The following is a 24,879-nucleotide window of genomic DNA, read 5'->3' as shown; positions in this document are numbered from 1 at the left end:
GGGGCCCGGATGCACGATCCCGGGCCCCTTGGGGTCTGTCCAGGCCGCTTCCGGAATCCGATGCTCATTGGTCTGGACATGTTCACGTCGCGTCAATAATCTAAGACTTGGTCTAGACCGCAGTACCCACCCACCCAGCATCAAGCGCGCAGCATGTCGAGCAGTGCTCATGGAACCTCCCCCACGTTCTAGAGGAGCGACAGCAATGCGGAAAAAGGCAAGCGCGGCCGTGATCGGCCTGGCGATAGCGGGCGCTTCCGTGCTCGCGACCAGCAGCGCCAGCAGCCACGGCTACACGGACTCCCCCATCAGCCGTCAGAAACTCTGTGCCAACGGCACCGTGACCGGCTGCGGCAACATCCAGTGGGAGCCCCAGAGCGTCGAGGGCCCCAAGGGCTTCCCGGCCTCGGGGCCGGCGGACGGCAAGATCTGCTCCGGCGGCAACGGGCAGTTCGCCCAGCTGGACGACCCGCGCGGCGGCAACTGGCCCGCCACCCAGGTCACCGGCGGTCAGGGCTACAGCTTCCGCTGGCAGTTCACCGCCCGCCACTCCACCAGCGACTTCCGCTACTACATCACCAAGAACGGCTGGGACTCCACCAAGCCGCTCACCCGGGCCGCGCTCGAGTCGCAGCCCTTCATGACCGTGCCGTACGGGAACCAGCAGCCGCCGGCCACCCTGACCCACCAGGGCACGATCCCCACCCAGAAGAGCGGCAAGCACATCATCCTCGCCGTGTGGAACGTCGCGGACACCACCAACGCGTTCTACGCGTGCTCGGACGTGAAGTTCTGATCACCCACGGGTAGCCCCCAGGGCGCCTGTGATCTCCGCTGTGGCTCGACACGGCGGCCCTGAACCGGGGCCGCCGTTGCGGTGGGCGGCTGCTGAACCGGGCCGGAAACAGCACTGTGGGCGGTCTCCGCGAAGGAGACCGCCCACAGACATGTCGTGCGCCGTCAGGGACTCGAACCCCGGACCCGCTGATTAAGAGTCAGCTGCTCTAACCAACTGAGCTAACGGCGCCTGCTGACTCGAAAATAATACCTGGTCCCGAGGGGTGCTGATGACACCCCCGCCGGAGGCCGCCCGTGAGGCCGGGGACCGGGAGCCGGGGCCGGCGGTTCGTCGGGTGAGGAGGGCCGCCTGCGGCCGCATCGCTGTCGGAGAACTCCCGAAATCGTGCCACAGGTCGGAGTCATCAGATTTAGCGTAAATCAATCGGCCATTATCCGGTATAAGCAGGCGGGGCCCCGGACTGCTGAGAATGATTGGCTGAAACAGGTGGTTTCATTGAGGTTGCCGATTGATAGGTTCCCTGGTCAGAAGATTGGTTCCCGGTTTTCTCGCGTCGTGCTCCGCTTTTTCGGAAGCGGTGCGAGGTCGAAAGGGATTCAATAAGCCGAATGACTCGGACGGGGAGAGTTCTGTATGTCGCTCAAGCGCACAGGGCCGATGTTCGCCGCAGGTGCCGCCGCATTGCTGATGGGGATTCCCTTGGCTGTCCCGGCGTCGGCCGCACCCGCTGACTACACGGAATACGCCAAGGTCGCCGGGGCCTCGCCGCCCTCGAACGCGTACTGTCAGACCATCTACTACCCGAATCCCAACGTCGCTGCCGGTAGGGCGTGTTTCCAGAAGTACGGCGATGTCTTCTGGCTGAGGGACCGCAAGGCGGACGGTCATCACGTGGAGATGCGCGGCCAGATGCCGTCCAACGGCAAGAAGTTCCGTTGCCATGAGGGGCGCGGCTCCGCCGTGGGCTGGCAGAAGTGCACGGGATTCGCGAGCAAGATACCCGAGCGCGACAAGATCTTCTGGTGGCTCTCGGTTTATGAGGGGAGCAACGCTCTGAACACGACGAACGTCCAAGAGGTGGCCACCACCTGATAGGGCCTGGATATTCAGGGCTCCCACCGGATCGCCGGCGGGAGCCCCGATCCTGTCCCGGACGGTGCTCTCGGGGGAGGGGCGGGCGCTCTCGGGGCGGGGCCGGGCGCGCGTGCGCGGTCTACAGCGCCAGCGACAGCAGCACCGGGGCCGCCCGCCGGTTCAGGGTGTCCGCCGCCTCGCGCAGCCGGTGGGCGTCCTCGATCGGCAGGGAGAGGGCCAGGCAGCCGGCGGCGCCCCCGGCCGTCAGCGGCACGGCCGCGCAGACGGTGCCCAGCGCGTACTCCTGGAGGTCCAGCACCGGGACCGTCGCGGGCTGGGCGTCCAGCTTGGCGAAGAGGACCTTCTCGTTGGTGATCGTCCGCGAGGTGAGCCGGGCGATCCGGTGCCGGGAGATGTGGTCGCGCCGCCCCTCGTCGTCGAGCTGGGCCAGCAGGCACTTGCCGACCGCGCTGGCGTGCGCGGAGGAGCGGAAGTCCACCCACTCGTTGACCGCCGGGGTGAGCGGGCCGTCCGAGACCTGGGTGACGCTGACCTCGCCGTCCACGTACCGGCTGAGGTAGACGGCCGCGCCGACCGCGTCGCGCAGCTGGTCCAGGGCGTGCTGGAGCCGGCCCTCCAGCGCCTCGCGGCGGGCCGCCCCGGTGCCGAGGAGCAGCAACGAGGCGCCTATCACGTACGCGCCGTCGCCGATCTGCTCGACGTACCCTTCGCGGCGCAGCGTCAGGAGCAGGGCGGCGAGGCTGCCGGCCGGCAGGCCCGTCTCCCGGGAGAGCTGCGCGTCGGTCACGCCGTCGCCGTGCTTGGAGACCGATTCGAGCACGCGCAGGGCGTACTGCACCTCGTGGAACGGCGCGGTCGGCTCGGGTTTCAACGCCACGGTGTTCCCCTAAGAGGTTGTGACCGCAAGCTTCAGCCCCACGATAGCCGCCGGGTCCCGCTTTCGGGGCGGCAGTTGACAAGCCGGTGGGGGCACCCCGGCCCCGCTAGCTGGGGCGCACCCGTCCGGCATATGCCAGCGTCATGGTCGATTTCTCAACTGTGAGGTCACAGCACCGCGTTGAGGAACTCGCGCGTACGTTCGTGGGACGGATCGGAGAAGATTTTCTCCGGCGTTCCGGACTCCACGACCCGGCCCGCGTCGAACATCAGCACCTTCTCGGAGACGTCCCGGGCGAAGTTCATCTCGTGGGTCACGCAGAGCATGGTGATGTCGGTGTTGCGGGCGATGTCCCCGAGCAGCTCCAGCACCCCCGCCACCAGCTCCGGGTCGAGCGCCGACGTCACCTCGTCCAGCAGCAGGATCTCCGGCTCCATCGCCAGCGCCCGGGCGATGGCCACGCGCTGCTGCTGGCCGCCGGAGAGCTGGGAGGGGTGCGCGTCGACCTTGCCGGAGAGCCCCACCAGGTCCAGCAGCTCCCGGGCCCGGGTCTCCGCCTCCTCGCGGCTCTTGCCCAGGACGCTGATCGGGGCCTCGGTGATGTTCTGGAGCACCTTCATGTTCGGGAAGAGGTTGAACTGCTGGAACACCATCCCGATCTTCTTCCGGGACTCCCGCAACTGCTTCTCGCCGGCGGGCTTCAGCGCACCGCCCGAAGTGCGGACGTGCGACAGCGGGGAGCCGTCGACCCAGATCACCCCGTCGCTGACCTTCTCCAGCGTCATCAGCAGCCGCAGGATCGTGGTCTTGCCCGAGCCGCTGGGCCCGATCAGGGTGACATGCTCGCCGCGGTCGACGGTGAAGTCCAGCTGGTCCAGGACCACATGGTCGCCGTAGCGCTTGACCACCTGGTCGAAGCGGACCAGCGGCTCGCCCGTGCTCCCGGCCGCCGGGACGGCGTCCTCGGGGGCCGGGGCCGCCGTCTTCTCAAGGGGGAGGGGTTCAGTGGCCAAGGCGCTTCTCCAGCTTTCTCATCAACAGCGACGTGGGGTAGCTCGCCACGAGGAAGATCAGGCCCGCGAGCGTGAACGCCTCGGTGTAGTACCCGAAGTGATCGGCCCCGTACTGCCGGGCCTCGTAGACCATCTCGTGCACCGTGATCACGGCGAGGAACGGGGTCTCCTTGAACATCGAGATCGCGTAGTTGCCGAGGGCGGGCAGCACGTTGCGCACCGCCTGCGGCAGGATCACGGCCTGCCAGGTCCGCCGGGGCGGCAGGGACAGCGCGCGGCACGCCTCCCACTGGCCCTTGGGCACACTGTCGATCCCGGCCCGGTAGACCTCGGAGGTGTACGCGGCGTAGTGGACGCCCAGCACCACGATGCCGATGGTCAGCGGCTCGACCGAGGTGAACAGGGCTGCTGCCCCGACCAGTTGGACGAGCAGCGGGGTGGAGCGGACGAACTCCATGACGAACCGCACCGGCACCGTCACAAGCCGGCTGGGGGTCCGGCCGGCGATGGCGACGGCCAGTCCCAGCACGGCCGCCACGGCGGTGCCGAGCACGGTGGCGAGCAGGGTGACCCTGAACCCTTCCAGCAGGAGGGGCCAGACCTCCCCGGCGGCGTTCCAGTCGAAGCCGTTCACCCGGCACCTCCGGCAGCGGTCGTGGTCACCCTGCGGCTCCTGAACAGGCTGTTCGTGCCGGTCTCCAGGCCGAGCCGCCGCTTGGCGGTCCGCTCCAGCAGGTTCATCAGCATCGTCAGCGCGTAGGCCAGCACGAAGTAGACGGCCAGCAGGGTCAGATAGGCGGTGAGGGTCTCACCGGTGCGGTCGCGCAGCTGCTGGATCACCGTCATCAGATCGGCGGCCGAGATCAGCCACAGCAGCGGCGTCGCCTTCAGCAGCTGGATCAGCAGATTGGTGAAGCTCGGGATCATCTGCACCCAGGCTTGCGGCAGGATCACCTTCCGCAACCGCCTGGCCGGGCTCAGGTTGAGCGCGATCGCCGCCTCGTACTGCCCGCGCGGTACGGAGTTGACCGCGCCGCGCACCACTTCGGCCCCGTACGCACCGAAGTTGAGGCCGAACGCGACCACCCCGCAGACCAGTGGGGTGAGTTCGTACCCCGTCAGCGGGGGCATCGCGTAGTAGAGCCAGAACAACTGGACGTAGAGGGAGGTCCCCCGGAAGAACTCCACGACCACCCGGGAGACCCCGCGCGCCAGGAGCAGCCGGCTGCCCGCCATCAGACCCAGCGCGAAGGCCAGGACCAGGGCCAGCAGGGAGCCGAGGACCATGGCCTCCAGCGTCACCCACAACCCCGAGCGTATCTGCGGGAGTTCGTCCACGAATGTGGAGAAGAAGTCATTCATGCGTGTGCGTCCGCCCCGTCAGCCCTTGCACAGATCCGCGGTCTTCAGCGTGGCCGGCGGGATCTCCGTCTCCCCGAAGCCGTACGGCTTCAGCAGCTGCACATAGCGCGAACGGTCCGACACGATCTTCTTCAGCTCGCGGTTGAAGGCGTCCCGCAGGTCCTCGTTGCCCTGGCGGAAGACCGCGCCGCCCGGCGAGAACTGCTGCTTGCCGTCCAGCTCCGGCACGAACGCCTCGGTGACCTCGGTGGTGGGGTTGGTCTTCGCCAGCCAGCGCAGCGAGATGCCGGTGAGCAGGAACGCGTCGATCCGGCCGCCCTTGACGGCGTCGGCCCCGTCCTGCGGCTTCTGCAAGGTCTTGATCCTGCCCTCGTCGATGCCCGCGCCCTTGGCGTACGAGCCCTCCACCGCGCCCGACATCACGCCGACGGTGATCCCCGCCTCCTTGGCGGAGGCCAGGTCGGTGATGTTCTTCGGGTTGCCCTTCTTCACCATCAGCGCGGTCGGCGAGATGAACTCCGGCTCGGAGAAGATCGCGTTGCCGCAGCGCTCCGGGGTGATGGCCATGCCCGCGCTGACCACGTCGTACTTGCCCGCCTGGAGCCCCGGGATCAGCCCGTCCCACTCGGAGAGCGTCGGCTTGAGATCGTCCACGCCGAGCGCCTTGAAGATCTCCCGGTGCAGGGTCGGGGCCTCGCCCTTGAGCTCCTTGCCCTCCAGGTAGCCGTACGGCGCCTCGTTCGCGTACGCCACCCGTACGAAGCCCTGCTTGCGGAGCTTGTCGAGGGCGCCCGCGCCGGTCGCGGAACCGGCGTCGGTCTTGCTGCACGCGGTGAGCAGCCCGGGCACGACGAGGAGGCCGCCGATGGCCGCCGATCGATTGAGAAAGCCTCGACGGGAAAGGTGAGGGAAGTCAGCCATGGGTCGCGATCTCCTGGAGGTCGAACAGTCCGGACAGGGTGAGTGCCTGCCCGATCCCGTACGTCTATGCAGGAAGCCGGGGCATGTAACCGAACGGTGGCCGGAAGGTGACCTTCCCGTGGCCCAGGCGGGCGGAGGGTGACGGCGTCGCTGCGGTGAGGCGTCCCCGGGGTCTCCCCGGCCCCCGGCGGCCCCGGCGTTCCCCGGGCCCCTGGCGGCCGTTGCGGCCTCCGCGACCTCCTCGGCCTATGCCGCCCCGGGGCCCGCGGAGGGCTCTGCGGCCTCCTGCGCACCGGAGTTGTCGTTGGACGGGACGTAACCGCGTTCCTTGTCCACCACGTTGGGCAACGGGGCCCCGTCCGCCCACCGTTCGTACATCGCCACGAACTGCTCACCGAGCCGGTCGCGCCAGCCGACCGTGTCCCCGCTCATGTGCGGCGACACCAGCAGCCCCGGCACGTCCCACAACGGGCTCTCCTCGCCCAGGGGTTCCTCCTGGAACACGTCCAGCGCCGCCCCCGCCAGCCAGCGCCGCTCCAGCGCCTCCACGAGGTCCGCCTCCACCACGCTCGCCCCGCGCCCCACGTTGATGAACCGGGCCGAGGGCTGGAGCAGCCCGAAGAAGCGCGTGTCGAACATCCCGTACGTCGAAGGCGTCAGCGGCACCGCCGAGATCACCCAGTCCGCCCGCGCCGCCAGCGGGCCCAGGTCCGCGACGCCGTGGATGGTGCGCCGGGCGGTCCGCCCCACCAGCGCCACCTGGACGCCCAGACCGTGCAGCAGCCGGGTGATCTCGCGCCCGATCGGACCCGCCCCGACGACCACCGCCCGCGAACCGGCCACCTGCTGCCCCTCGCGGTGGCGCCAGCGCCGCTCCCGCTGGAGCGCCAGGGTGGCGGGCAGATCCTTGGCGAAGGCCAGGACGAGCCCCGCCACGTACTCGGCGATCGGCCGCTCGAAGATCCCCCGTGCGTTGGTGAGGACGGTGTCGGAGGCGGCCAGCTCCGGACAGAGCAGCCGGTCCACGCCCGCGCTCGCCGTGTGCACCCAGCCCGGCCGGGGCCCGCCCCCGGGCCAGGCGCGGCGCACCGCGTCGGAGGTGAAGTCCCACACCAGCAGCACATCGGCGCCGGGCAGCCGGCCGGCCAGGCCCGCCGCGTCGGTGCGCACGACACGGGCCCGGCCGGTCAGCCGCCCGAGGCGCGGGGGCGGATCGGCGTCGAGGACGAGGACGACGGGTTCCGGCATCGGTGGCTCATCACTCCGCAACGTCGCAGGCAGGCGTCAGGTACGCGTGACCATGATCTCCGTACGGACCACGCTCGCAGCAGCACCCGCCCCCGTCAACACGGCCGGAGCACGGCCGGAACACCGCCGGGGCGCACCCCGTCCACCCTCCACCGCCGCCCCGCCGGGGGAATACTTGACAGTGGCAGGGGCACTCGTGGCTTTCCGCGCCCGACGCGAAGGAAGGGTGAACATGACGACGACCGTAGGGCTTCTCTACCCGGGCCACGCCGCCGAGGACGACTTCCCGCGGATCGAGATCACGCTCGACACGGACATCAGGCTGCCGCTGTTCCACACCGGGGCCGACGAGGACTCCTACCGGCGGGGCTCCCTCCTGGAGTCCGGCGCGCCCGACCGGCTCGCCGAGGGCGTCGAGGAGCTGCGCCTCGCGGGGGCGGAAGCGCTCGTCTGGGCGAGCACCGGCGGCAGCTTCGTGTACGGCTGGGCGGGCGCGCACAACCAGATCGCCACCCTCGCCCGGTCGGCGGGCCTGCCCGCGTCCAGCGCCTCCTTCGCCTTCGTCCACGCCGTACGGGAGCTGGGCGCGCACCGGGTCGCGGTCGCCGCGGCCTGGCCCGAGGACGTCACCGCGCTCTTCACCGACTTCCTGGTGGCGGGCGGCACCGAGGTGGTGGCCGCCCGGAGCGCCGGTCTGAGCACGGCCGCCGAGGCCGCCGGCTGGGAGCCCGCGCAGGTCAAGGAGCTCGCACTCGCGGCGGACCACCCGGACGCTGAGGTGCTGCTGCTCCCGGACGCGGCCCTGCGCACGGCCGCGTACATCCCGGAGCTGGAGGAGGCGGTGGGCAAGCCGGTCCTCACGGCGAACCAGGTGTCGGTGTGGGAGGGGCTGCGGCTGACCGACCGCCGCGTCTGGGCCCCGACGCTCGGCACCCTGTTCGCCACCCGCCAGCCGGTGCCGGGAGCGGTGGAGCCGAAGGGCATCGAGGTGCGGGAGTAGCCCGGCCCGCCCCCGGGACGGCCCACCCGGGACAGGTCCCGGAATAAACGGAGACTCCCTCCTGTTGTACGCCTCCGATACGCGTACGCACGACGAGCAGCACCGGGAGAGGGCCGACACGTGGACGAGATCCGAGGCGGGAACACGGGCGACGGGACGGACGGCGACGGAATCCGGGGTACGGCCACCGGCACGGCCCCCGTACCGCTCTCCGTGCTCGACCTGGTGACCGTGGGGCAGGGCCGCACCGCGACCCAGGCCCTGCGCACCGGCGTGGAGATCGCCAGGCTCGCCGAGAGCCGCGGGTTCCACCGCTACTGGGTCGCCGAGCACCACTCCATGCCCGGGGTCGCCTCGTCCTCCCCGGCCGTGATCCTCGCGCACATCGCCGCCCACACCGACCGCATCCGGCTCGGCTCCGGCGGCGTGATGCTGCCCAACCACGCCCCGCTGGTGATCGCGGAGCAGTTCGGCACCCTGGAGGCGATGGCCCCCGGCCGCGTCGACCTGGGCCTCGGCCGGGCCCCCGGCACGGACGGCGCGACGGCCGCCGCCCTGCGCCGCAGCGACCGGCTCAACGAGGGGGCCGACGACTTTCCGCAGCAGCTCAGCGAGCTGGTCCGGTTCCTGGACGACGACTTCCCGGACGGGCACCCCTACCGCCGCATCCACGCCGTGCCCGGCCCGGTCCAGGCGACCGCCCCCGGCGGGGTGCAGTCCGCGCACCGGCCGCCCGTCTGGCTGCTGGGCTCCTCCGGCTTCAGCGCCCGGCTGGCCGGGTCGCTCGGGCTGCCGTTCGCCTTCGCCCACCACTTCTCGGCGCAGAACACGATCCCGGCGCTCGACCTGTACCGGGACTCCTTCCGGCCCTCCGCCGTGCTGGACGCCCCGTACGCCCTGATCGGCGTCTCCGCGCTGGCCGCCGACGACGAGCGCGAGGCCCGCCGCCAGGTGCTGACCGGAGCGCTGTCGATGGTCCGGCTGCGCACCGGGCGGCCGGGGCTGATCCCGAGCCCCGAGGAGGCGGCGGCGTACGACTTCTCCCCGATGGAGCGGGAGTTCGTCGACGGCTGGCTCTCCAACGTGATCCATGGAACCGCCGACGAGGTCCGCGGCGGCCTGGACGACCTGGCCAAGCGCACCGGCGCGGACGAGCTGATGATCACCGCCAACGCGCACGGCGGGGACGCGCGCCTGCGCAGCTACGAGCTGATCGCCGACGCGTACGGGCTGCCGAACGCCTGAGCCGTACGGAATCCCCGGCGCGGGTCAGCCCGGCTCCGCCCCGGGCCGGGCCGTGATCAGCGCCGCGATCAGCTCCGGCGCCACGGCCCGCGAGTACAGCCACCCCTGCCCGGTGTCGCAGCCGATCCGGCGCAGCCGCTCCGCCTGCCCGGCCGTCTCCACGCACTCCGCGGTGACGGTCAGGCCCAGGCGGTGGGCGAGCTGCACCATCGCCTCCACGATCGTCTCGTCGGCGGGGCTGGGATGCGTGCCGTCCTCGTACCGGAAACCCTTCACGAACGCCCCGTCCAGCTTCAGTACGGAGACGGGCAGCCGGCTCAGATAGGCCAGGTTCGAGTACCCGGTGCCGAAGTCGTCGATGGCGATCCGTACGCCCATGTCGCTCAGCGCCTGGAGCGCGCGCAGCGGGCGGCCGCCGGAGCCCATCACCGCCGACTCGGTCAGCTCCAGCTGGAGCAGCCCGGGGGCGAGGCCCGTCTCGGTGAGGATCTGCGCCACGTCCGCCACCAGGTCGGAGTCCCAGACCTGCCGTACGGCGACGTTGACGCTGATGAAGAGCGCGGGCTCGTCCGGGTGGTCCAGCTGCCAGCGCCGGGCCTGCCGGCACGCGGTGCGCAGCACCCACCGGCCGAGCTGCACGATCGAGCCGTCCTCCTCCGCGATCCCGACGAACCGGTTCGGTGACAGCACGCCGAACTGCGGGTGGTTCCACCGCACCAGCGCCTCCACCCCGCGCACCACTTCGTCCGCCATGCCGACCAACGGCTGGTACTCCAGGGTGAATTCACCGCGCTCCACGGCGGGCCGGAGGGTGGAGGACAGCGCCTGGCGGGTCATGCGGTGGGCGTTGCGCTCGGGGTCGAAGAGGGTCCAGCGGGCCTTGCCGTCCGCCTTCGCCCAGTACAGCGTGGTGTCGGCGGCCTGCATCAGACCGGTGGGCGAGGTGCCGGCCACCGGCCGCTCCACCACCCCGATCGAGGCGGAGACCGAGAGCCGGTGCCCGGCCAGGTCGAAGGGGTGCTGGAGGGCGGCGAGGACGGAGCGGGCCAGCTCGGTCAGCGCCTCCGTGCCGCCCGAGTCCTCCACCAGGATCGCGAACTCGTCGCCGCCCATCCGCGCCACCAGCCGGCTGCCGCCCACGCTGCGGCTCGCGTCGCTCTCGGCGCAGTCGGTGAGCCGCCCGGCGACGGCGGCCAGCAGCCGGTCCCCGATCCGGTGGCCCAGGGTGTCGTTGACCGCCTTGAAGCCGTCCAGGTCCAGATAGACGAGCCCGACCCGGCCGTGCGGGGGCAGCATCGAGTCGTCCTGGTACGGCGGGGTCTCCAGGGCCACCGACAGCCGCTCGAAGAACAGGGTCCGGTTGGGCAGCCGGGTCACCGGGTCGTGCATCTGGAGATGGCGCAGCCGGTCCTGGAGCTCGCGCCGGTCGCTGATGTCCGCCACCGTCAGCAGCACCCGCGCGGGCTCGGCCGCCGAGGTCCCGGTCATCGGTACGACGGTGACCTCGGCCCACAGCGTGCGCCCGTCGGGGTGCTTGAGGCGGCGGGTGCAGCGGAACCGGGAGCGGCGGCCCTGGAGCACCTCGCGGTAGGCGTGCCAGGTGCGGTCATCGGACGCGAGGTCGACCAGCTCGGAGGCCAGCCGCTCGGCCAGCGCGCCGGGCGTCGCGCCGAGGAGGCCGCCGAGCGCCTCGTTGGCCCGCACGACATGGCCCCGGCCGTCCACGACGGCCATCGGGAGGGTGGCGGCGTTGAAGGCGGCGCGGTGGTCGCGCAGCTCGGTGGCGGCGGTGTCCGCCGCGCTCCGGACCGCCCCCGGGGATCGCGCCGGATGTCCTGGCGCCGCCCCCGGAGGTCGCGCCGGATGTCCTGTCGCATGACGCTCCGTGACCGGCGCGGGTGCGGCATCCGGGGTCGTGCCTGCCGGGGCCCTCGGCCCTTCGGACGTTCCGCTCACCGCTCGCTCCCGCTGTGAAGGTTGTCGTGAACAGGTGGGGTCGGACAGGGCTCCGGGTGGCGAACCCGTGAAGGGGCCCGATCCACGCGGGAAAGCGTGGTGAAGCATAGAGGGTGGTGCGTCGGCCGTTCCAGCTCGCATCCGGCCACAGGCTCCGGCGAGGTCATCCGAACGGCCGGTGCCCGGCGTTCCGCTTTGCCCGGTCCTGATCGTATCTGCGCGCATATGTCGGGGCAGGGTGCCACTCCTGACCGATGGTGACTTTCCGTGAAGGTGTGGGGTGTGATGTCGGGGCGGCGGGCCGACCCGTGTGACCGGAGGGGCTCACGTGACCCGAGTGGGGCAGCACAACAGGGCGGATCGCCATGAACCGGCACAGGGTGAACGAGACGTACCGCGTTTCCCCACCCGGAGGTCGATGTGCAGCGTCCGCTCGGTCCCGGTGCCGACCCTGAGGGTGTAGGCGGTCCCGGTGGCGACGCCGGGGGAGTGCGCGGTCCCGGCGGCGGCCCCGACGGCGTACGCGGCCATGGCGCCGACCCCGAGGAAGTGGAGCGGCCGAGGCTGCGCAGCCTGGCGGCCGCGCTGACCTCCCTCCTCGCGCTCGCCGCCACCTCGCTCGTCGCGGGCCCCGCCGTGGCGGCCGCACGGGACGCGACCCCGTGCGCCCTGCCCAGGACCGCCGCACACCACTCGCTGGGCCTGGACAGCTGGAACGGGGCCTACCCCCGCCCCGACCGCCGTCTCGACGCGGTCATGATCTTCCTTTCCTTCCCGGACTCCGAGCCCACGGTCACCCCCGAGACGCTGACCGCCGACCACTTCCCCTCGACCACCGACTTCTTCGAGCGGGCCAGCTACGGCAAGTTCACCCTGCGCCCCCACCCGCAACGGGCCTGGACGCGGATGCCGCGCGACTCCACCTGGTACGGCATAGAGCGCGACTGGAACCCCGAGCGGCGCACCGCCTACCTGCGCGACGCCATCGCCGCCGCCGACCCGGAGGTCGACTTCTCGGCGTACGACATCGTCTATCTGGTCGCGGACCCGGACGCCCCCGGCGTCGACTCCGACGCCACCAAGGTCGTCAACTTCGAACGCCCGCTGCGCGCGGACGGCTCCGACATCCGGCGCGTGGTCACCGTCTTCGAGCAGCACCCGCCCGACCGCAACGTCCTCGCCCACGAGACGGGGCACGTCTTCGACCTGGCCGACCTCTACCACCGGCCCACGGACGGCAAGGGGGACTGGGACACCCATGTGGGCGACTGGGACGTCATGGGCAGCCAGTTCGGGCTGGCCCCGGACCTGTTCGGCTGGCACAAGTGGAAGCTCGGCTGGCTCGACGGGAACCAGGTCGTCTGCGTCCAGGGCTCGGCCGACCTCACCCTGGAGCCGATCGCCGCCGCCCCCGTGCCCGGGATGTCGATCGGGACCCGGCTCGCCGTCGTCCGCACCGGCGAGGGCAGCGTCCTGGCCGTCGAGGCCCGCAGCGCCACCGGCAACGACCGGGGGACCTGCACCGAGGGCATCCTCGTCTACCGGGTCCGCAGCGGGACGGTCTCCGGCGGCGGCCCGGTCGAAGTGGTGGACACCCATCCGGAGACCGGCTCCTGCTGGGACCGCTCGGTCTACCCGCCGCTCGCCGACGCCCCGCTCACGGTCGGCGAGACCTTCACCGTGCCCGGCGAGCGCACCCGCGTGGAAGTCGCCGACCGCACCCCGTCCGGCTCCTGGACGATCCGGATCACCGCCGGCGTCTGAGCCGCGTACGCCCGCGTACGGCTTCGCGCACGTCCTCGTACGTCCGTGCACACGAAAAAGCCCCCCGCTTCCGCGAGGGGCTTTTCCCGTCTGTGCGCCGTCAGGGACTCGAACCCCGGACCCGCTGATTAAGAGTCAGCTGCTCTAACCAACTGAGCTAACGGCGCCTGCTGACGTCGTAGACATTAGCACCCTGATCCGCCCGGGGAAAAATCGAATGCCCGGCCGCCTGGGACGCCGCCGACCTGCTCACCCGCACACACGCCCAGAGCAGCACATCGGGGCCGGGCAGCCACGGGGTCCGGGTGTCGGGGGCCACCAGCCAGCGCGGCCCGGAACCACTGGACGGGCAGGTCAGGGGCGGTACGGTGACGGCGTCGCCGGTGCCGTGACAGAGCAGCGGCGGGACCTCTTCCCGCTGGGTGCGGGACCGCTCGCCGCCGCCGGATCCCCACTCCTCCCAGGCCAGCAGCGAGGGCAGCCGCTGGGCCGTTCCGGGGGTCGCGAAGAGCAGCATCCGGCCCCGGTGCACGGCGACGGGACCGGTGCCGGGGCCCTCGGCCCAGAGCCGCTCCAGCATCCGCCGCCCGAACAGCGCGGGAACGTTCACCACGTCGAACGCCGAGCCGCACGGCAGCACCCCCGGCGACGCGGGGCGCTCCCGCCACTGCGTGAGGGTGGAGCGCGGGTGGGCGGAGGCCCCCGCCAGCCAGGCGGCGCCGGCGATGGTCACCTGGGCGGCCTGCTGTCCACTCTGGTCCCGCAACAGGGCGAAGATGTCGACGGCGTGGTGCGCGGCTCCACCGGCCTGGAGGGTCGTTTCGTCTTTCAGCCATGCGCTCATGGAGGAAAGGTCTACCGGGAGTGACGAAGCTGATTCCGAGAGTTGCGGGAAACCGGGACAGGGCGGGAACGGAACGGGTATCTTGCCCCGCCGGAATATGCCACCGGACCTGACCTCCGGCTTGGGAACCGGGACCCGACGTTCGGCGCGGGGCCCGGACGCGGCCTCCGGCTCGGAGCCTGGCCCTGACGTTCGGCGCGGGGCCCGGACCCGGCCTCCGGCTCGGATCCTGGACCTGACGTTCGGCGCGGGGCCCGGACCTGACCTCCGGCTCGGAAAGCCCGGACCCGGCCTCCGGGCCGAGGACCGCAGCCCCCGTGAGCCGGGTGTCAGGCGGGCGAGGAGGCGTCCAGCAGGGACCGGCCGAACTCGATCATCTTCTTGGCGTAGTCCTCGGTCCACTCCGCGCGTTCGGCCACGTCCGCCGCCGTCAGCCGGTCGAACCGGCGCGGATCGGCGAGCTGCGCCGCCGCCATCGCCTGGAACTCCACCGACCGGTCCGTCGCCGCCCGGAACGCCTGCGTCAGCTCGGTCGCGCGGGCCAGCAGCTCGCGGGGGTCGTCCATCGACTCCAGGTCGAAGAAGTGCTCCGGATCGGCGGCCGCCTGAGACGGCTCGAAGAGCAGCGGCGCGGGGCGCAGCCGCTGCCGTTCGTTCCGCTCGGACTGTGTCATGTGCTGTTCCTTCCTCGACGACCCGGACGACCCGGACGGCCACCCTCCATTGTCCAACCCCGCGCAAGAGGGCCTACGGGGCCGGGGGCCGCCACCGCACCCGGTGCTCGGAGAGGTGGGCCAGCACCGCGTGGTTCGCCTCCCAGCCGTCCGGGAACTTCACCGTGACGCCCAGCTGGACCGGCTCCGTGGACGGGTGCTCGTCCAGCAGGTCCGCCACCCCCTCCCGGCACACCACGACGCACGCGTGCCGGTGGCGGGAGGCCAGCACGCACAGGCGGCCCGTCTCCAGGTGGAAGGCGGTGGCGTCGGGGCGGCCCGAGAGCGGGTGCAGGACCACCGTGACGTCGAACTCGCGGCCCTGGAGGCGGTTCGCCGTGTCCACCGCCACCCCCGTGACGCCCAGCTCCGCGAGGGCCGCCCGCACCGCCGCCGCCTGGTCGCGGTGGGCCGTGCCGACCGCCACCCGGTCCGCCGTCACCGGCACGGGCCGCTCGGCCCGCTCGCTGGTGGCCACGCCGCCCCGGTCCAGCAGCCGCCGGACCACCAGCGCCACCGCCCGTACCGCCTCGGGGTCCGTACGCGGGGTGTGCCGGGCCGGCAGCTCCAGCAGCCCCCACCCGGCCTCGGCCGCCTCGTCCAGCACCCGGTCCGGGCCCGAGCCGTCCGAGGGCGTCCCGAAGGAGAGCTTCCGGTCCCCGTGGTCCGTACCGCTGCGGAACGGCGTGTACGGGTAGAACGCGTCCGACACCAGCGGCGCGGCCGACGCCGGGAGCCGCCAGGAGACCGGCAGCCGGTGCTGCGGCAGCTCCGGGTTGTGCGCGAGCAGCGTGGAGACCGCGCTCGCGGACGGGTCGTAGCTCAGCCCCGCCCACTGGTCCGCGCCGACGATCGAGAACGGGTCCAGCTGCCCCGGGTCCCCGACGAAGAGCGCCCGCTCGAACAGCCCGGCCACGGCCAGCAGCGCGTCCGAGCGCATCTGGTACGCCTCGTCGACGATCGCGTGCCCCCACGGCTCCACGTTCTTCACGTGCGCCCACTTGGCGGCCGTGGAGATCACCACGTCGAGCCCGGCCAGGTCCGCCGCCTTCGCCGACTTCCGTACGTTGTCGAGGCCGTCGAGCACCTTGTCGTACGGGTCGGAGTCGTTGCTGTGCAGCCGGCCCACCGGCAGCTCGGGCTCCTTCTCCGCGAGCCGCACCACCAGGTCGTCGACCTGCGCGTTGGTCTGCGCGACCACCATCAGCGGGTGCCCGGCGGCGGCCAGCTCCAGGGCCGCCCGGACCACCAGGGTCGACTTCCCGGCCCCGGGCGGGGAGTCCACGACGATGCCGCGCGCACTGCCGCGCAGGGTGTCGTCGAGGATCGCCCCGGTCGCCCGGGCCGCCTCCGCGCCGGGGTCGAAGACGACGGTCACAGCAGGTCCTCCCTGATCGCGGTCGTCACAGCAGGTCCTCCGGGGTCACGGGGTCGGGGTGCTCCGCGCGGGCGGCGGCGTCCGCGCCCGGCGGGCCGCCGTGGGTCCACGGGGTCTCCTCCGGGTCCGGGAGCTTGGGCCCGCCGCGCTGGTCGTGCTCGAACAGGGTCCAGGCGATCCGCTCACCGGCCTCCGGCAGCGAACCGGGCGCGGGCTCCTTGCCCCGGCCCATCCGGTCCATGATCCGCAGCACGAGCAGGACCTCGCCGTCGCCCGGGTCCTGCGAGGCGTACCGCACGAACTCCGCCGTCTGCGGCTTGCCGTCCAGCGAGCGGTACACCTTGGTCCGCTCGCCCAGCTGCGGTCGCTCGTCCGTGCGAAGGGTGACGAGCGGGCGCGGGGACGGACGCTTGGACTCCGTGTACGCCATCTCCACCCCGGTCACCGTGCCGAGGAACGCCTCGCCCGCCAGCCGCCGCCCCGCCAGCACCAGCGGATCGTCCAGCGCCTCCTGGGCCTCCAACTGCGCCTGCGCGGTCTCCCGGGAGGCCAGCTTCTGCGCCGCCGTCACCGCGTCGTCGCGGCGCGGCTGCGGCGGCTCGCCGGAGCGCACCCGGTCCCGGTGCGCGGTGAACGACCAGCGGTCCCGGGTCCAGCGGTCCTCCGTCCGGGACCCCTCGGGCAGCTCCCGCAGCAGGTCGAGCCCCTGCCACACCTTGTCCCAGGTCGGCAGCAGCACCTTCGCGAGCAGCGAGCGGATCTCCCGCTCGGCGTCGCTGAGGCCGCCCAGGCGCTCGTCCGCCGCGAGCCCGTCCTCGGCCGCCGCGAGCGCGGTGCGCGCCCGGTCGTACCGCTCGATCGCGGGGGCGAGGAGCCGGTTGTCGAAGGCCGGGTCGGTGGCGGGCCCGGCGGGCGGGCACAGCAACTGCCCGTCCTGGTCCCGGGCCAGCTCCGCCCGCAGGGCGGCCTCCGCGCCGGAGGCGTCGCCCGGCGGGTCGATCCAGGCCAGCAGCGCCCCCAGGTGCTGGTCCTCCAGGCTGCTCTGGCCGGTCGCCCAGTGCCGGTTCAGCAGGTCCGTGGCGGCGAGCAGCAGCGAGGAGCCGGGCACCCGGGCCCGCTCCCCGTAATGCGTGAGCCAGCGGCCGAGCAGGGGGACGCGCGCCGGGGCCGGATAGGGCGTCTCCGGATCGTCCTCGGCGGTCCGGCGGAACCGCATCGACCGGCCCAGCAGCCGCACGAACTCGATGCCCGCCCGGCTCGGCACGATCAGCTGCGGGGCCTCGACGCAGAGCTCCACCTCGACCTTGGTCTTCTTGCCGGTCGCCGGATCGGTCTCGTTGCGCTCGGCCGGCTCGACCACGTCCGCGTACGCCTCGATGTGCGGCAGCACCGCCTCCGCCAGCTCGGCCAGGAACGCGAACCGCAGATCCCGGTCGCGCGGCTGGGCCACCGCGAGCAGCCGGGGCTGCTCGCGGTCCGTGCCGATCAGGGCCCCGAGCGGGGCCCCGGCCTCCCCGGCGGTGGTCAGCGGCACCAGGACGAGCGGCCGGTCGGTGAGACGGCGGTGGCGGACGGTCGCCAGCGGCTGGGCGCGCCCGGAGTCGACCGCCTCCAGCCGGGCGAGGGTGGTGATCAGCGACATGCGGCAGCACCCTCCAGCGCGTCGGCGCGCAGAGCGGCGGCCTGGTCCCGGGCCTCTTCCAGCGCCTCGGCGCGCAGGGCCGCGGCCCGGCGCAGCGCGGCCACGGTCGGGTCGGCCGGGTCGCCCTCCTTGCCCGCGGCGGCGGCCAGCACCCCGGCCACCGTGGTCAGCCCGCCCAGCTCGCCGCGCACTCCGCGGCCCAGCGACTCCACGGCCCCCTCGGCCCGGGACCGCCCCCGGCAGTGGAAGGCCAGCTCGCAGGCGGCCAGGCACTCGGGGGCGTACGCCGCGGTCACGGAGGAGACGGCGGACTCCAGCTCCTGCGGTGAGCACGCCGGGTCGAAGGTCGTGCCCTCGGGCAGGGCGTCCGCGATGTCCTCGACGCGCGTCAGCCGGGTGAGCTGGCGGCGGGTGACGGCGCGCTGCTTGCGGACGTCGACGACGGAGGCGGTCGGCAGGTTCGAGAAGTCCTTCGGGCAGACCAGCAGCACCCGGTGCCCGACCTCGGCCCCCTCGGTCACCGCCGCGACCCGCTCCAGCGCCAGCACGTACACCGCGGCCTGCCGGGCGGCGGCCCCGACCTTCGCGGCGTCGGCGGAGGCGTCGATCATCGGGAACGACTTGATCTCGACCACGGTCCAGCGGCCGTCGGGGTGCACCACCACCGCGTCCGGCTCCAGATAGGCGGGGGAGCCCGCCACCTCCAGGGCCAGCATGGGGTGGTCCAGCAGCGCCCAGCCGCCCGCCGCCGTCGCCTCCCGCAGGGCGAGCGCGGTCCGCGCGGCCCGGCCCTCGGGACCGGCGGCGCTCAGATCGGGCGTGGCGGCGTCCTGGTCCGGGGCGGGGGAGCCGCCGCCGAGGCGCTCGTACAGCAGGCGCAGCAGCTCCGCTCCGCCGTCCGCCTTGACCTTCGCCTCGAAGGCGTTGCCCCGCATGAAGGCGAACTGGGACTGGCCGAAGGGGGCGGGGGAGCCGAGCGCGGTGGCCAGCACGCCCTTGTCCACCCCGGCCCCGTCCAGCAGGGCGCGGCGCTTGCAGCCGGGGTTGGCGGCGAGGGCCGCCAGTGCGCGGGCGTCGAGCGGGTGCGGTGCGACGGAGGGGCCGCGCAGCTCAGCGAGCCGCTGCCGGAGCGTCGTCGTTCGCCGCGGAGCCTGAACCGCCTGCGGTGTCCGGGGCGTCGTCGGCCGCGCCTGCGACGCCGGCTGGGTCTGCCCCGCCACGGGCTGCCGCGGCGTCGGCTGCCGCACCGGGGGAATCTGCGGAGGAGGTCCGCTGGCCGGGGATTCGCTCACCCGCGGAAGTCTTGCATCCGGCACTGACAATCGGGGACTTCACCTGCTCGGAGGCCGTCGCCACGGCTGCCGACGCGATCCCCAGCCGGCTCTTGACCCGGTCGGCCAGCCGGATGAACGGCCTGGTCAGCAGGGCTCCGAGCGCCATCACGGCTGCGCCCGCGACCGCGTCCAGGAAATAGTGGTTGGCGGTGCCCATGACGACGATCGTGGTGATCAGCGGGTAGGCGACGCCCGCGGCCCGCAGGAGCGGGTGCCTGGCGTGACGCCACAGCAGGATGCCGCACCACAGGGACCAGCCGACATGCAGGCTCGGCATGGCCGCGTACTGGTTGGTCATCCCGCTCAGCCCACGCGGGGCGCTCGCGCCGGCGCCCCACCAGCCGTACGCGCTGTACTGCGCCATCGTGTCGACGAAACCGTGGCTCGCGTCCAGCAGCCGGGGCGGGCAGGTCGGCGCCAGGGTGAAACCGACGAGCCCCAGCAGGGTCGAGTTCATCAGCCAGACCCGGGCCGTCCGGTACACGGCCGACCTGCGCCGGAACATCCAGACCAGGACCGCCGGGGTGACCAGGTAGTGCAGGGACGCGTACGCGAAGTCGGCGGGTATCCCCACGGAGGGCGTGCTGGTGAAGAGACGATTCAGCGGATGCTCGGCGTTGAGGTACAGCGCCTGTTCGAAGCGGAGGATCGCCAGGCCGTTGTCGACGGCCGTCGACACGTCCCCCCGCACCAGCAGCCGGCCCACCGAGTACAGGCCGTACACCACCGCGATCAGCGGGAGCTCCGTCCACCAGCGGGGCCGATGACCGGTCGCGGGCGGGGCGATGGCGTGCGGCATCCGGTGGCTCTCCCCTTGTTCGTTCGGCCGACGACGAGCGTTCAACCGTACGGCGGCTACAGGCCGTCGTGTCCCCCGGGGGTCCCCTTGCGGACATCCCGCGCGCGAGCCGTTCCGCCGCTGGCGGGTGGCTGCTGTGAGAGGGACGCCGCTACGGCCCCGAAGGTTGCCCGCGGGGCCGGTGCGGGATGATGGAAGGCCCAGCACCACCGTTCCAGGGAGAGCCTTCATGGCACCGCGCATCCTGATCGCCCGGCATGGCAAGACCCAGTGGTCGGTCCAGGGCAGGCACACCGGCAGGACGGACATCCCGCTCCTGGACACCGGCCGCGCGGGCGCGAAACTCCTCGGCGAACGGCTGCACCGGGAGCCGTGGGCGGGGCTGTCCGGGGTCGAGGTCCGCACGAGTCCGCTGGTCCGGGCCGCCGAGACGTGCGAGCTCGCGGGGTTCGGGGAGCGGGCTGAGCCGTGGGACGCGCTGCTGGAGTGGGACTACGGGGCGTACGAGGGGCTGACGCCGGCGCAGATCAAGGCGGACCGGCCCGACTGGCTGATCTGGCGCGACGCCGTCCCGGAGGGGGAGTCCCTCGCGGAGGTCACGGCCCGCGCCGACGAGGTGGTCGGCTGGGCGCGCTCGGCCGACCGCGACGTCCTGGTCTTCGCCCACGGCCACATCCTGCGCGCCCTCGCCGCGCGCTGGCTGGGCGAGGACCTGTCCTTCGGCGCCCGCATCCGCCTGGAACCGACGTCGCTGTCGGTACTGGGGTGGGCGTACGGGGTTCCGGCGATGGAACGCTGGAACGACACGGGGCACCTGGAGTACGTCTGAGCGGTCCGGCGTTCGAGGACGGAACCGTGGTCCCACGTGGCCCCGTCACGTCAAGCCGGTCCGGCGTTCGAGGACGGAACCGTGGTCCCACGTGGCCCCGTCACGTCAAGCCCGTCCGGCGATTGAGGACGGAACCGTCGAGCACGTCCGGGTGCACCGCATGGCTCTCCCGCGCAACGGGGATCCGAGATTGCCCGCCCACCCGAGCAAGGGTTCCGTCCTCAAACGCCGGACGGGCCGGAAGCGGCAGGCTTCACGTGGCCCCGGCCGACTCCCGGTGGCGCGTCAGGAACGTCGCCGCCCCCCGCACTCCACCCGGCCGGGCCTCCAGCACCCCCGCCGCCCCCGCCAGCATCCCCCGGATCCGCGAGGACTGGACCAGGTCCAGCAGGTCCAGCACCCGGTGCCCCGTCTCCGCCGCCTCGTCGATCCGCCCCGCCCGCGCCAGATCCCCCGTCAGCTGCGCCCGGTACAGCGCCAGGTTCCGGGTGAAGTGCGCGTCCTGGAGCGCGACCGCCCGCCGCCCGTGCCGCGCCGCCCGCGACCAGTCGCCCAGCGACGACCAGCACTGCGCCTCCAGCAGCTCCAGCTCCGCCTCCCGGAAGAAGCTCATCCACTCCGGGTCCCCCGCGGCCGGCCCCCGCTCGAACGCCGCGTGCGCCCGCCCGATCGCCCGGTCGCACCCGGTACGGTCCCCGAGCCCCGCCCGGCCCCCCGCCTCCCGCAGCGCGAGCAGCGCCAGCAGCCGGGGCGAGCCCAGCGTGCGGGCCGCCCGCTGCCCGGCCTCCGCCGCCCGTACCGCCTCGCGGGGCCGCCCCGCGTCCCGGGCCAGGAACGACGTGTTGCAGAACGCGTGCGCCTCCAGACCCGCGTCACCGGACAGCCGCGCCGTGGCGAGCGCCTCCGCGTAGTACGAGCGCGCGTCGTCGAAGCGCCCCGAGTCGTGGGCCAGCCACCCCACCGAGATGGCCAGCTCACCCGCGCCCGCGTGCAGCCGGTCCGCGGTGGCCCGCCGCGTCGTGGTCCCGGCGTCCAGCAGCTCGTACGCCGCCCGCAAGGGCCGCGCGGCCTGCCGGAACAGCCCGTCCGCGCCGTGCCGGTCGTCCAGCAGCCGGATCCGCCGCACCGCCTGCTCGACGGCGCTCACCTCGCTCTCGCCGACGCGGCGCTGTGCGGGCAGGGAGGCCCGGGCGGCGTAGGCGGGCGTCCCGCCGAGACCCAGGGAAGCGGCGGCCACCGTGGCGGTGCCGCTCGTCATGAACACGCGACGCAGCACGTCGCTCTCCTCGTCGGTGTGGTCGGTGCCGCCGTGCGGGGCGGCAGGCTCGGACGGCGGAGCCGGCGGCGGCTCGGAGACGACCCGCGCCCCCCGCCCCCGCACGCTCTCGCGGGCCGAGAACCCCAGGTCGGCCAGGGCGGCCCCGGGGAACATGTGGAGGAAGACCCGTTCGTACGCGTAGTTGGGACAGCGGATCTCCCCGGACTCCACGCGTCCGATGTACCGGGCATCGCACGCGACCTGCTCACCGATCTCCCGCGCCGCCCTGCGGACGGCGGCCGCGAACTCCCCGGCGGAGCGCTGTCCGCGCAGCTGACGGAAGACGAGGTTGGGAACTGCCCCTGTCGACACCATGGCCGGTCCCTCTCTGGTGCGGCCGGGTTCTGCTTTCCGGTGTCCCGGCGGAGCAAGAACGTACCTGCTGTGACAGCGCGCACACACAGCGTTTCTTCACATAAGGGGCATCTCGCTCGCAATCCGCCATGAACTGCCACCCTTTGCGGCGGTGTGCCCCCGTAGCCCTTGACGCTTCGACGCCGTTGGTCCATGTGGAGACGGAGTGTGGCTCCGTTCGGCGATGAGAGGAGGGGTTCCCTTGCTGCATCTCGGCATGGAAACCGACTCACGGACGACCGCGACGACCCCGACGACGACCACGACCCCCACCACGGCCCCGGCCCCGGCGGACCAGCCCTGCGACCTCGTCACCGTCCCCGCCCGGCAGGGGCTGGAGGCCGTCGACATCCTCCGCCGGGGCCGGGACCACGAGGCCGTGGGCCCGGTCCTGCACAACGGGGCCTGCGACACCCTCGGCTTCCTCGTGCCGCCGGGCACCGCCGACGCCTGGGACGTACCGGGCAGCGCCTGTACGCGCACGGACGGCCGCGGACTGCGCATCCCCGCCGAGCCGCCCGCGGTCGGCAGCGGCTGGCTGCTCCCGCCCGCCGAGGACGCCCCCGTCACCGACCCCGCCGTGCTCCGCGCCGCCCTCGACCAGGCGGCCCGCCTGCTGAAGGCGGCGGACGGCTGCAACTGACCCCGAAGCCCGCGCCGGTCCCCGGGCCCGCGACCGGCCCCGCCGCCACGGGGGAGCCCGGGACCGCCGCCGCGCCCATAATGGCCGTACGGGCGGAGCCTCCGCCGCCGCCGGCATCCCGGGCCCCCACCAGCGAGGACCAGCGCACGTGGCACGTCGAAGAGCGTCCGCCGGAGGCGGGAACAAGGCGGGCGGGGACGGCAGGAAGGGACCCCGGGGCGGTAGGGGCGAGCGCGAACCCTTCTCCGCCCCCGTCGACAGCGGTCTCGCCGAGCTCCTACCCGACCCGGAGCGCCCGGACGGCTGGACCCTGCTGCTCGACGGCGCCCCGCAGTCCCATGTGGACCTCGGCGACCCCGCGCACCTCTCCTTCGCTTACCAGCGCAGGCTCGGCCACGTCATCGACCTCGCCGCGCCCCCGCTCCAGCCCCTGAACGTCCTCCACCTGGGCGGCGGCGCGTTCACCCTCGCCCGGTACGTCGCCGCGACCCGCCCCCGCTCCACCCAGCAGATCGTGGAGATCGACGCGGCCCTCGTCCAGGTCGTCCGCGACCGGCTGCCGCTGGACCCCCGGGCCCGGATACGGGTGCGGGCGACGGACGCCCGCGAAGGGCTCGGGAAGTTCCCGGACGGCTGGGCGGACCTGGTCGTCGCGGACGTGTTCGGCGGGGCCCGCACCCCCGCCCACCTCACCTCCGCCGAATTCCTCACCGAGGTACGCCGGGTGCTGAAGCCCTCGGGGCAGTACGCCGCGAACCTCGCGGACGGGCCCCCGCTCGCCCATCTGCGCGGCCAGGTGGCCACCGCCGCCGCCGTCTTCCCCGAACTGGCCCTCGCCGCCGACCCCGTGGTCTGGCGCGGCCGCCGCTTCGGCAACGCGGTGCTGGCCGCCTCCGCCCTGCCCCTCGCGGTCGCGGACCTCACCCGCCGGGTGGCGAGCGACCCGCACCCCGGCCGCGTCGAACACGGGCGGGCCCTCATCGACTTCACCGGCGGCGCGGCGGTCGTCACGGACGCGGCCGCCAGGCCGTCACCGGCGCCGCCGCCGTCCGTCTTCGAAAACCCCTGACCAGGTCTACGGCTCGACGATCTGCACCATCGGCGGCGTCCCGTTCCAGGTGCAGAACACCGAGTACGTCGTCCCGTCCGCCCCGCCCCCGTCGCTGAAGTCGACCCGGATCCAGGCGTCGTTCGTCCACACCTGCATCGACCAGCCCGGCTCCGGCGTCGCCGACACCAGCTTCGCCGAGCTCGCCCCCAGCTCGAACACGACCCGGCCGCCGTTGGTCCGGTACCCCTTCACCTCGCCGGAGTTCGCGGCCGCCCGGGGGGACGCCGACGACTTCGCCGGGGCGCTCGACGGCGTACGGGAGGGGCTCGCGGCCGAGGGCGAGGGGCTGCTCGGACCGTTGGCGCGCGCCGAGGGGGAGGGGGACGGCGAGGGCGACGCCTGGTGCGTCGACGAGACGACCGGCTCCTCGGTGGACTGCCCGATGCGCTTGGGGGTCCCCGAGTTCACGGAGATCGGCACGGCCCGGGGCGGGTCGTAGGCCGTCCCCGTCATGACCGTGTGCACACCCCACCACGACAACGTGACCGCCGCGCCGGTGGCGAGCGACCACGCGATCACGTGTACGAGTCCTCGTTGCATCGGGGACATCCTGCACCACCCGGACCTGCGCTGTCCCCCTCCGGTACCTTCCGTTCCGCTTTCCGCTCCGGGTCGTTGCCTCCCCGGGCCATGG

General features: G+C 73.0%; 23 protein-coding genes and 2 tRNA genes. 8 read left to right on the top strand and 17 right to left on the bottom strand.

Features of this window, described 5'->3' with window-relative positions; translation table 11 throughout:
* Nucleotides 1-205: 205 nt before the first annotated feature.
* Complete coding sequence (locus ACLJPL_RS04110) at nt 206-796, top strand: lytic polysaccharide monooxygenase (RefSeq protein WP_411079257.1); 591 nt, start codon at nt 206-208, stop codon at nt 794-796.
* Nucleotides 797-953: 157 nt separating this feature from the next.
* On the opposite strand, the gene ACLJPL_RS04105 is transcribed toward ACLJPL_RS04110, so the two are convergent.
* Nucleotides 954-1,027, bottom strand: a tRNA-Lys gene (locus tag ACLJPL_RS04105).
* 405 nt (nt 1,028-1,432) lie between these two features.
* On the opposite strand from ACLJPL_RS04105, the gene ACLJPL_RS04100 reads away from it, so the two are divergent.
* Nucleotides 1,433-1,891 (top strand): hypothetical protein, encoded by a 459-nt coding sequence (locus tag ACLJPL_RS04100; RefSeq protein WP_411079256.1) that lies wholly within the window; start codon nt 1,433-1,435, stop codon nt 1,889-1,891.
* Nucleotides 1,892-2,012: 121 nt separating this feature from the next.
* Here the strand turns inward: ACLJPL_RS04100 and ACLJPL_RS04095 are convergent, their stop codons facing one another.
* The 6 genes from ACLJPL_RS04095 to ACLJPL_RS04070 form a co-directional block, all read right to left on the bottom strand.
* Complete coding sequence (locus tag ACLJPL_RS04095) at nt 2,013-2,771, bottom strand: IclR family transcriptional regulator (RefSeq protein ID WP_411079255.1); 759 nt, start codon at nt 2,769-2,771, stop codon at nt 2,013-2,015.
* Nucleotides 2,772-2,938: 167 nt separating this feature from the next.
* Nucleotides 2,939-3,784: an ectoine/hydroxyectoine ABC transporter ATP-binding protein EhuA gene (gene ehuA / locus ACLJPL_RS04090; protein WP_411079254.1), complete on the bottom strand. Its 846-nt coding sequence runs from the start codon at nt 3,782-3,784 to the stop codon at nt 2,939-2,941.
* Entirely contained in the window at nt 3,774-4,418 is a 645-nt protein-coding gene (gene ehuD / locus ACLJPL_RS04085) for an ectoine/hydroxyectoine ABC transporter permease subunit EhuD (RefSeq protein ID WP_411079253.1), read from the bottom strand. Before ehuD ends, ehuA begins: the two co-directional genes overlap by 11 nt.
* Nucleotides 4,415-5,146 carry an ectoine/hydroxyectoine ABC transporter permease subunit EhuC gene (gene ehuC / locus ACLJPL_RS04080; protein WP_411079252.1) on the bottom strand — a complete coding sequence of 244 codons (732 nt, stop codon included), beginning with the start codon at nt 5,144-5,146 and terminating at the stop codon, nt 4,415-4,417. The genes ehuD and ehuC overlap by 4 nt, the downstream gene beginning before the upstream one ends.
* 18 nt (nt 5,147-5,164) lie before the next feature.
* Nucleotides 5,165-6,067 (bottom strand): ectoine/hydroxyectoine ABC transporter substrate-binding protein EhuB, encoded by a 903-nt coding sequence (gene ehuB / locus ACLJPL_RS04075; protein WP_411079251.1) that lies wholly within the window; start codon nt 6,065-6,067, stop codon nt 5,165-5,167.
* Nucleotides 6,068-6,313: 246 nt separating this feature from the next.
* A complete protein-coding gene (locus tag ACLJPL_RS04070; RefSeq protein WP_411079250.1) occupies nt 6,314-7,315 on the bottom strand; it encodes a D-2-hydroxyacid dehydrogenase in 1,002 nt (333 codons plus the stop codon).
* A 232-nt stretch (nt 7,316-7,547) separates the two neighbouring features.
* Between ACLJPL_RS04070 and ACLJPL_RS04065 the strand changes: the two genes are divergently transcribed.
* Nucleotides 7,548-8,315: a decarboxylase gene (locus ACLJPL_RS04065; RefSeq protein WP_411079249.1), complete on the top strand. Its 768-nt coding sequence runs from the start codon at nt 7,548-7,550 to the stop codon at nt 8,313-8,315.
* Nucleotides 8,316-8,435: 120 nt separating this feature from the next.
* The gene (locus ACLJPL_RS04060; RefSeq protein WP_411079248.1) at nt 8,436-9,560 is read left to right on the top strand and encodes an LLM class flavin-dependent oxidoreductase; all 1,125 of its coding nucleotides are present in this window, start codon (nt 8,436-8,438) and stop codon (nt 9,558-9,560) included.
* A 24-nt stretch (nt 9,561-9,584) separates the two neighbouring features.
* Here ACLJPL_RS04060 and ACLJPL_RS04055 read toward each other — a convergent pair whose 3' ends face one another.
* On the bottom strand, nt 9,585-11,516 hold the full coding sequence (locus ACLJPL_RS04055; protein ID WP_411079247.1) for a putative bifunctional diguanylate cyclase/phosphodiesterase: 1,932 nt from the start codon (nt 11,514-11,516) through the stop codon (nt 9,585-9,587).
* Nucleotides 11,517-12,065: 549 nt separating this feature from the next.
* Between ACLJPL_RS04055 and ACLJPL_RS04050 the strand changes: the two genes are divergently transcribed.
* Nucleotides 12,066-13,280: a M6 family metalloprotease domain-containing protein gene (locus ACLJPL_RS04050; protein WP_411079456.1), complete on the top strand. Its 1,215-nt coding sequence runs from the start codon at nt 12,066-12,068 to the stop codon at nt 13,278-13,280.
* A gap of 93 nt (nt 13,281-13,373) precedes the next feature.
* Here the strand turns inward: ACLJPL_RS04050 and ACLJPL_RS04045 are convergent.
* The 7 genes from ACLJPL_RS04045 to ACLJPL_RS04015 form a co-directional block, all read right to left on the bottom strand.
* Nucleotides 13,374-13,447: transfer RNA gene (locus ACLJPL_RS04045), tRNA-Lys, on the bottom strand.
* Nucleotides 13,438-14,124 (bottom strand): bifunctional DNA primase/polymerase, encoded by a 687-nt coding sequence (locus ACLJPL_RS04040; protein WP_411079246.1) that lies wholly within the window; start codon nt 14,122-14,124, stop codon nt 13,438-13,440. The genes ACLJPL_RS04045 and ACLJPL_RS04040 overlap by 10 nt, the downstream gene beginning before the upstream one ends.
* Nucleotides 14,125-14,453: 329 nt before the next feature.
* Nucleotides 14,454-14,798 carry a hypothetical protein gene (locus tag ACLJPL_RS04035; protein ID WP_411079245.1) on the bottom strand — a complete coding sequence of 115 codons (345 nt, stop codon included), beginning with the start codon at nt 14,796-14,798 and terminating at the stop codon, nt 14,454-14,456.
* A 73-nt stretch (nt 14,799-14,871) separates the two neighbouring features.
* On the bottom strand, nt 14,872-16,215 hold the full coding sequence (locus tag ACLJPL_RS04030; RefSeq protein WP_411079244.1) for an AAA domain-containing protein: 1,344 nt from the start codon (nt 16,213-16,215) through the stop codon (nt 14,872-14,874).
* 25 nt (nt 16,216-16,240) lie between these two features.
* Nucleotides 16,241-17,857, bottom strand: coding sequence for a hypothetical protein (locus ACLJPL_RS04025; RefSeq protein WP_411079243.1), 1,617 nt, complete (start codon nt 17,855-17,857; stop codon nt 16,241-16,243).
* A complete protein-coding gene (locus tag ACLJPL_RS04020; RefSeq protein WP_411079455.1) occupies nt 17,848-19,077 on the bottom strand; it encodes a hypothetical protein in 1,230 nt (409 codons plus the stop codon). The genes ACLJPL_RS04025 and ACLJPL_RS04020 overlap by 10 nt, the downstream gene beginning before the upstream one ends.
* Nucleotides 18,968-19,990 (bottom strand): phosphatase PAP2 family protein, encoded by a 1,023-nt coding sequence (locus ACLJPL_RS04015; RefSeq protein WP_411079242.1) that lies wholly within the window; start codon nt 19,988-19,990, stop codon nt 18,968-18,970. The genes ACLJPL_RS04020 and ACLJPL_RS04015 overlap by 110 nt, the downstream gene beginning before the upstream one ends.
* 229 nt (nt 19,991-20,219) lie before the next feature.
* On the opposite strand from ACLJPL_RS04015, the gene ACLJPL_RS04010 reads away from it, so the two are divergent.
* Nucleotides 20,220-20,819 (top strand): histidine phosphatase family protein, encoded by a 600-nt coding sequence (locus ACLJPL_RS04010; RefSeq protein ID WP_411079241.1) that lies wholly within the window; start codon nt 20,220-20,222, stop codon nt 20,817-20,819.
* Nucleotides 20,820-21,072: 253 nt separating this feature from the next.
* Here the strand turns inward: ACLJPL_RS04010 and ACLJPL_RS04005 are convergent, their stop codons facing one another.
* Nucleotides 21,073-22,452, bottom strand: coding sequence for a tetratricopeptide repeat protein (locus ACLJPL_RS04005; protein ID WP_411079240.1), 1,380 nt, complete (start codon nt 22,450-22,452; stop codon nt 21,073-21,075).
* Between the two features lie 256 nt (nt 22,453-22,708).
* On the opposite strand from ACLJPL_RS04005, the gene ACLJPL_RS04000 reads away from it, so the two are divergent.
* Both ACLJPL_RS04000 and ACLJPL_RS03995 read left to right on the top strand, forming a co-directional pair.
* Entirely contained in the window at nt 22,709-23,134 is a 426-nt protein-coding gene (locus tag ACLJPL_RS04000; RefSeq protein WP_411079239.1) for a hypothetical protein, read from the top strand.
* 148 nt (nt 23,135-23,282) lie between these two features.
* Complete coding sequence (locus ACLJPL_RS03995) at nt 23,283-24,203, top strand: spermidine synthase (RefSeq protein WP_411079238.1); 921 nt, start codon at nt 23,283-23,285, stop codon at nt 24,201-24,203.
* 6 nt (nt 24,204-24,209) lie between these two features.
* On the opposite strand, the gene ACLJPL_RS03990 is transcribed toward ACLJPL_RS03995, so the two are convergent.
* Nucleotides 24,210-24,785 carry a hypothetical protein gene (locus ACLJPL_RS03990; RefSeq protein WP_411079237.1) on the bottom strand — a complete coding sequence of 192 codons (576 nt, stop codon included), beginning with the start codon at nt 24,783-24,785 and terminating at the stop codon, nt 24,210-24,212.
* Nucleotides 24,786-24,879: the final 94 nt, after the last annotated feature.

Source organism: Streptomyces sp. cmx-18-6, assembly GCF_046548915.1.
Lineage (GTDB): Bacteria > Actinomycetota > Actinomycetes > Streptomycetales > Streptomycetaceae > Streptomyces.
The sequence above is the reverse complement of the archived record's forward strand: the minus strand, read 5'-3'. Positions and strand labels throughout refer to the sequence as shown.

Coding starts and splice junctions, on each gene's coding strand:
- ACLJPL_RS04110 (WP_411079257.1), top strand. CDS start 206: ATGCGGAAAAAGGCAAGCGCGGCCGTGATCGGCCTGGCGATAGCGGGC.
- ACLJPL_RS04100 (WP_411079256.1), top strand. CDS start 1,433: ATGTCGCTCAAGCGCACAGGGCCGATGTTCGCCGCAGGTGCCGCCGCA.
- ehuC (WP_411079252.1), bottom strand. CDS start 5,146: ATGAATGACTTCTTCTCCACATTCGTGGACGAACTCCCGCAGATACGC.
- ehuB (WP_411079251.1), bottom strand. CDS start 6,067: ATGGCTGACTTCCCTCACCTTTCCCGTCGAGGCTTTCTCAATCGATCG.
- ACLJPL_RS04070 (WP_411079250.1), bottom strand. CDS start 7,315: ATGCCGGAACCCGTCGTCCTCGTCCTCGACGCCGATCCGCCCCCGCGC.
- ACLJPL_RS04065 (WP_411079249.1), top strand. CDS start 7,548: ATGACGACGACCGTAGGGCTTCTCTACCCGGGCCACGCCGCCGAGGAC.
- ACLJPL_RS04040 (WP_411079246.1), bottom strand. CDS start 14,124: ATGAGCGCATGGCTGAAAGACGAAACGACCCTCCAGGCCGGTGGAGCC.
- ACLJPL_RS04035 (WP_411079245.1), bottom strand. CDS start 14,798: ATGACACAGTCCGAGCGGAACGAACGGCAGCGGCTGCGCCCCGCGCCG.
- ACLJPL_RS04025 (WP_411079243.1), bottom strand. CDS start 17,857: ATGTCGCTGATCACCACCCTCGCCCGGCTGGAGGCGGTCGACTCCGGG.
- ACLJPL_RS04015 (WP_411079242.1), bottom strand. CDS start 19,990: ATGCCGCACGCCATCGCCCCGCCCGCGACCGGTCATCGGCCCCGCTGG.
- ACLJPL_RS04010 (WP_411079241.1), top strand. CDS start 20,220: ATGGCACCGCGCATCCTGATCGCCCGGCATGGCAAGACCCAGTGGTCG.
- ACLJPL_RS04005 (WP_411079240.1), bottom strand. CDS start 22,452: ATGGTGTCGACAGGGGCAGTTCCCAACCTCGTCTTCCGTCAGCTGCGC.
- ACLJPL_RS04000 (WP_411079239.1), top strand. CDS start 22,709: ATGGAAACCGACTCACGGACGACCGCGACGACCCCGACGACGACCACG.
- ACLJPL_RS03990 (WP_411079237.1), bottom strand. CDS start 24,785: ATGCAACGAGGACTCGTACACGTGATCGCGTGGTCGCTCGCCACCGGC.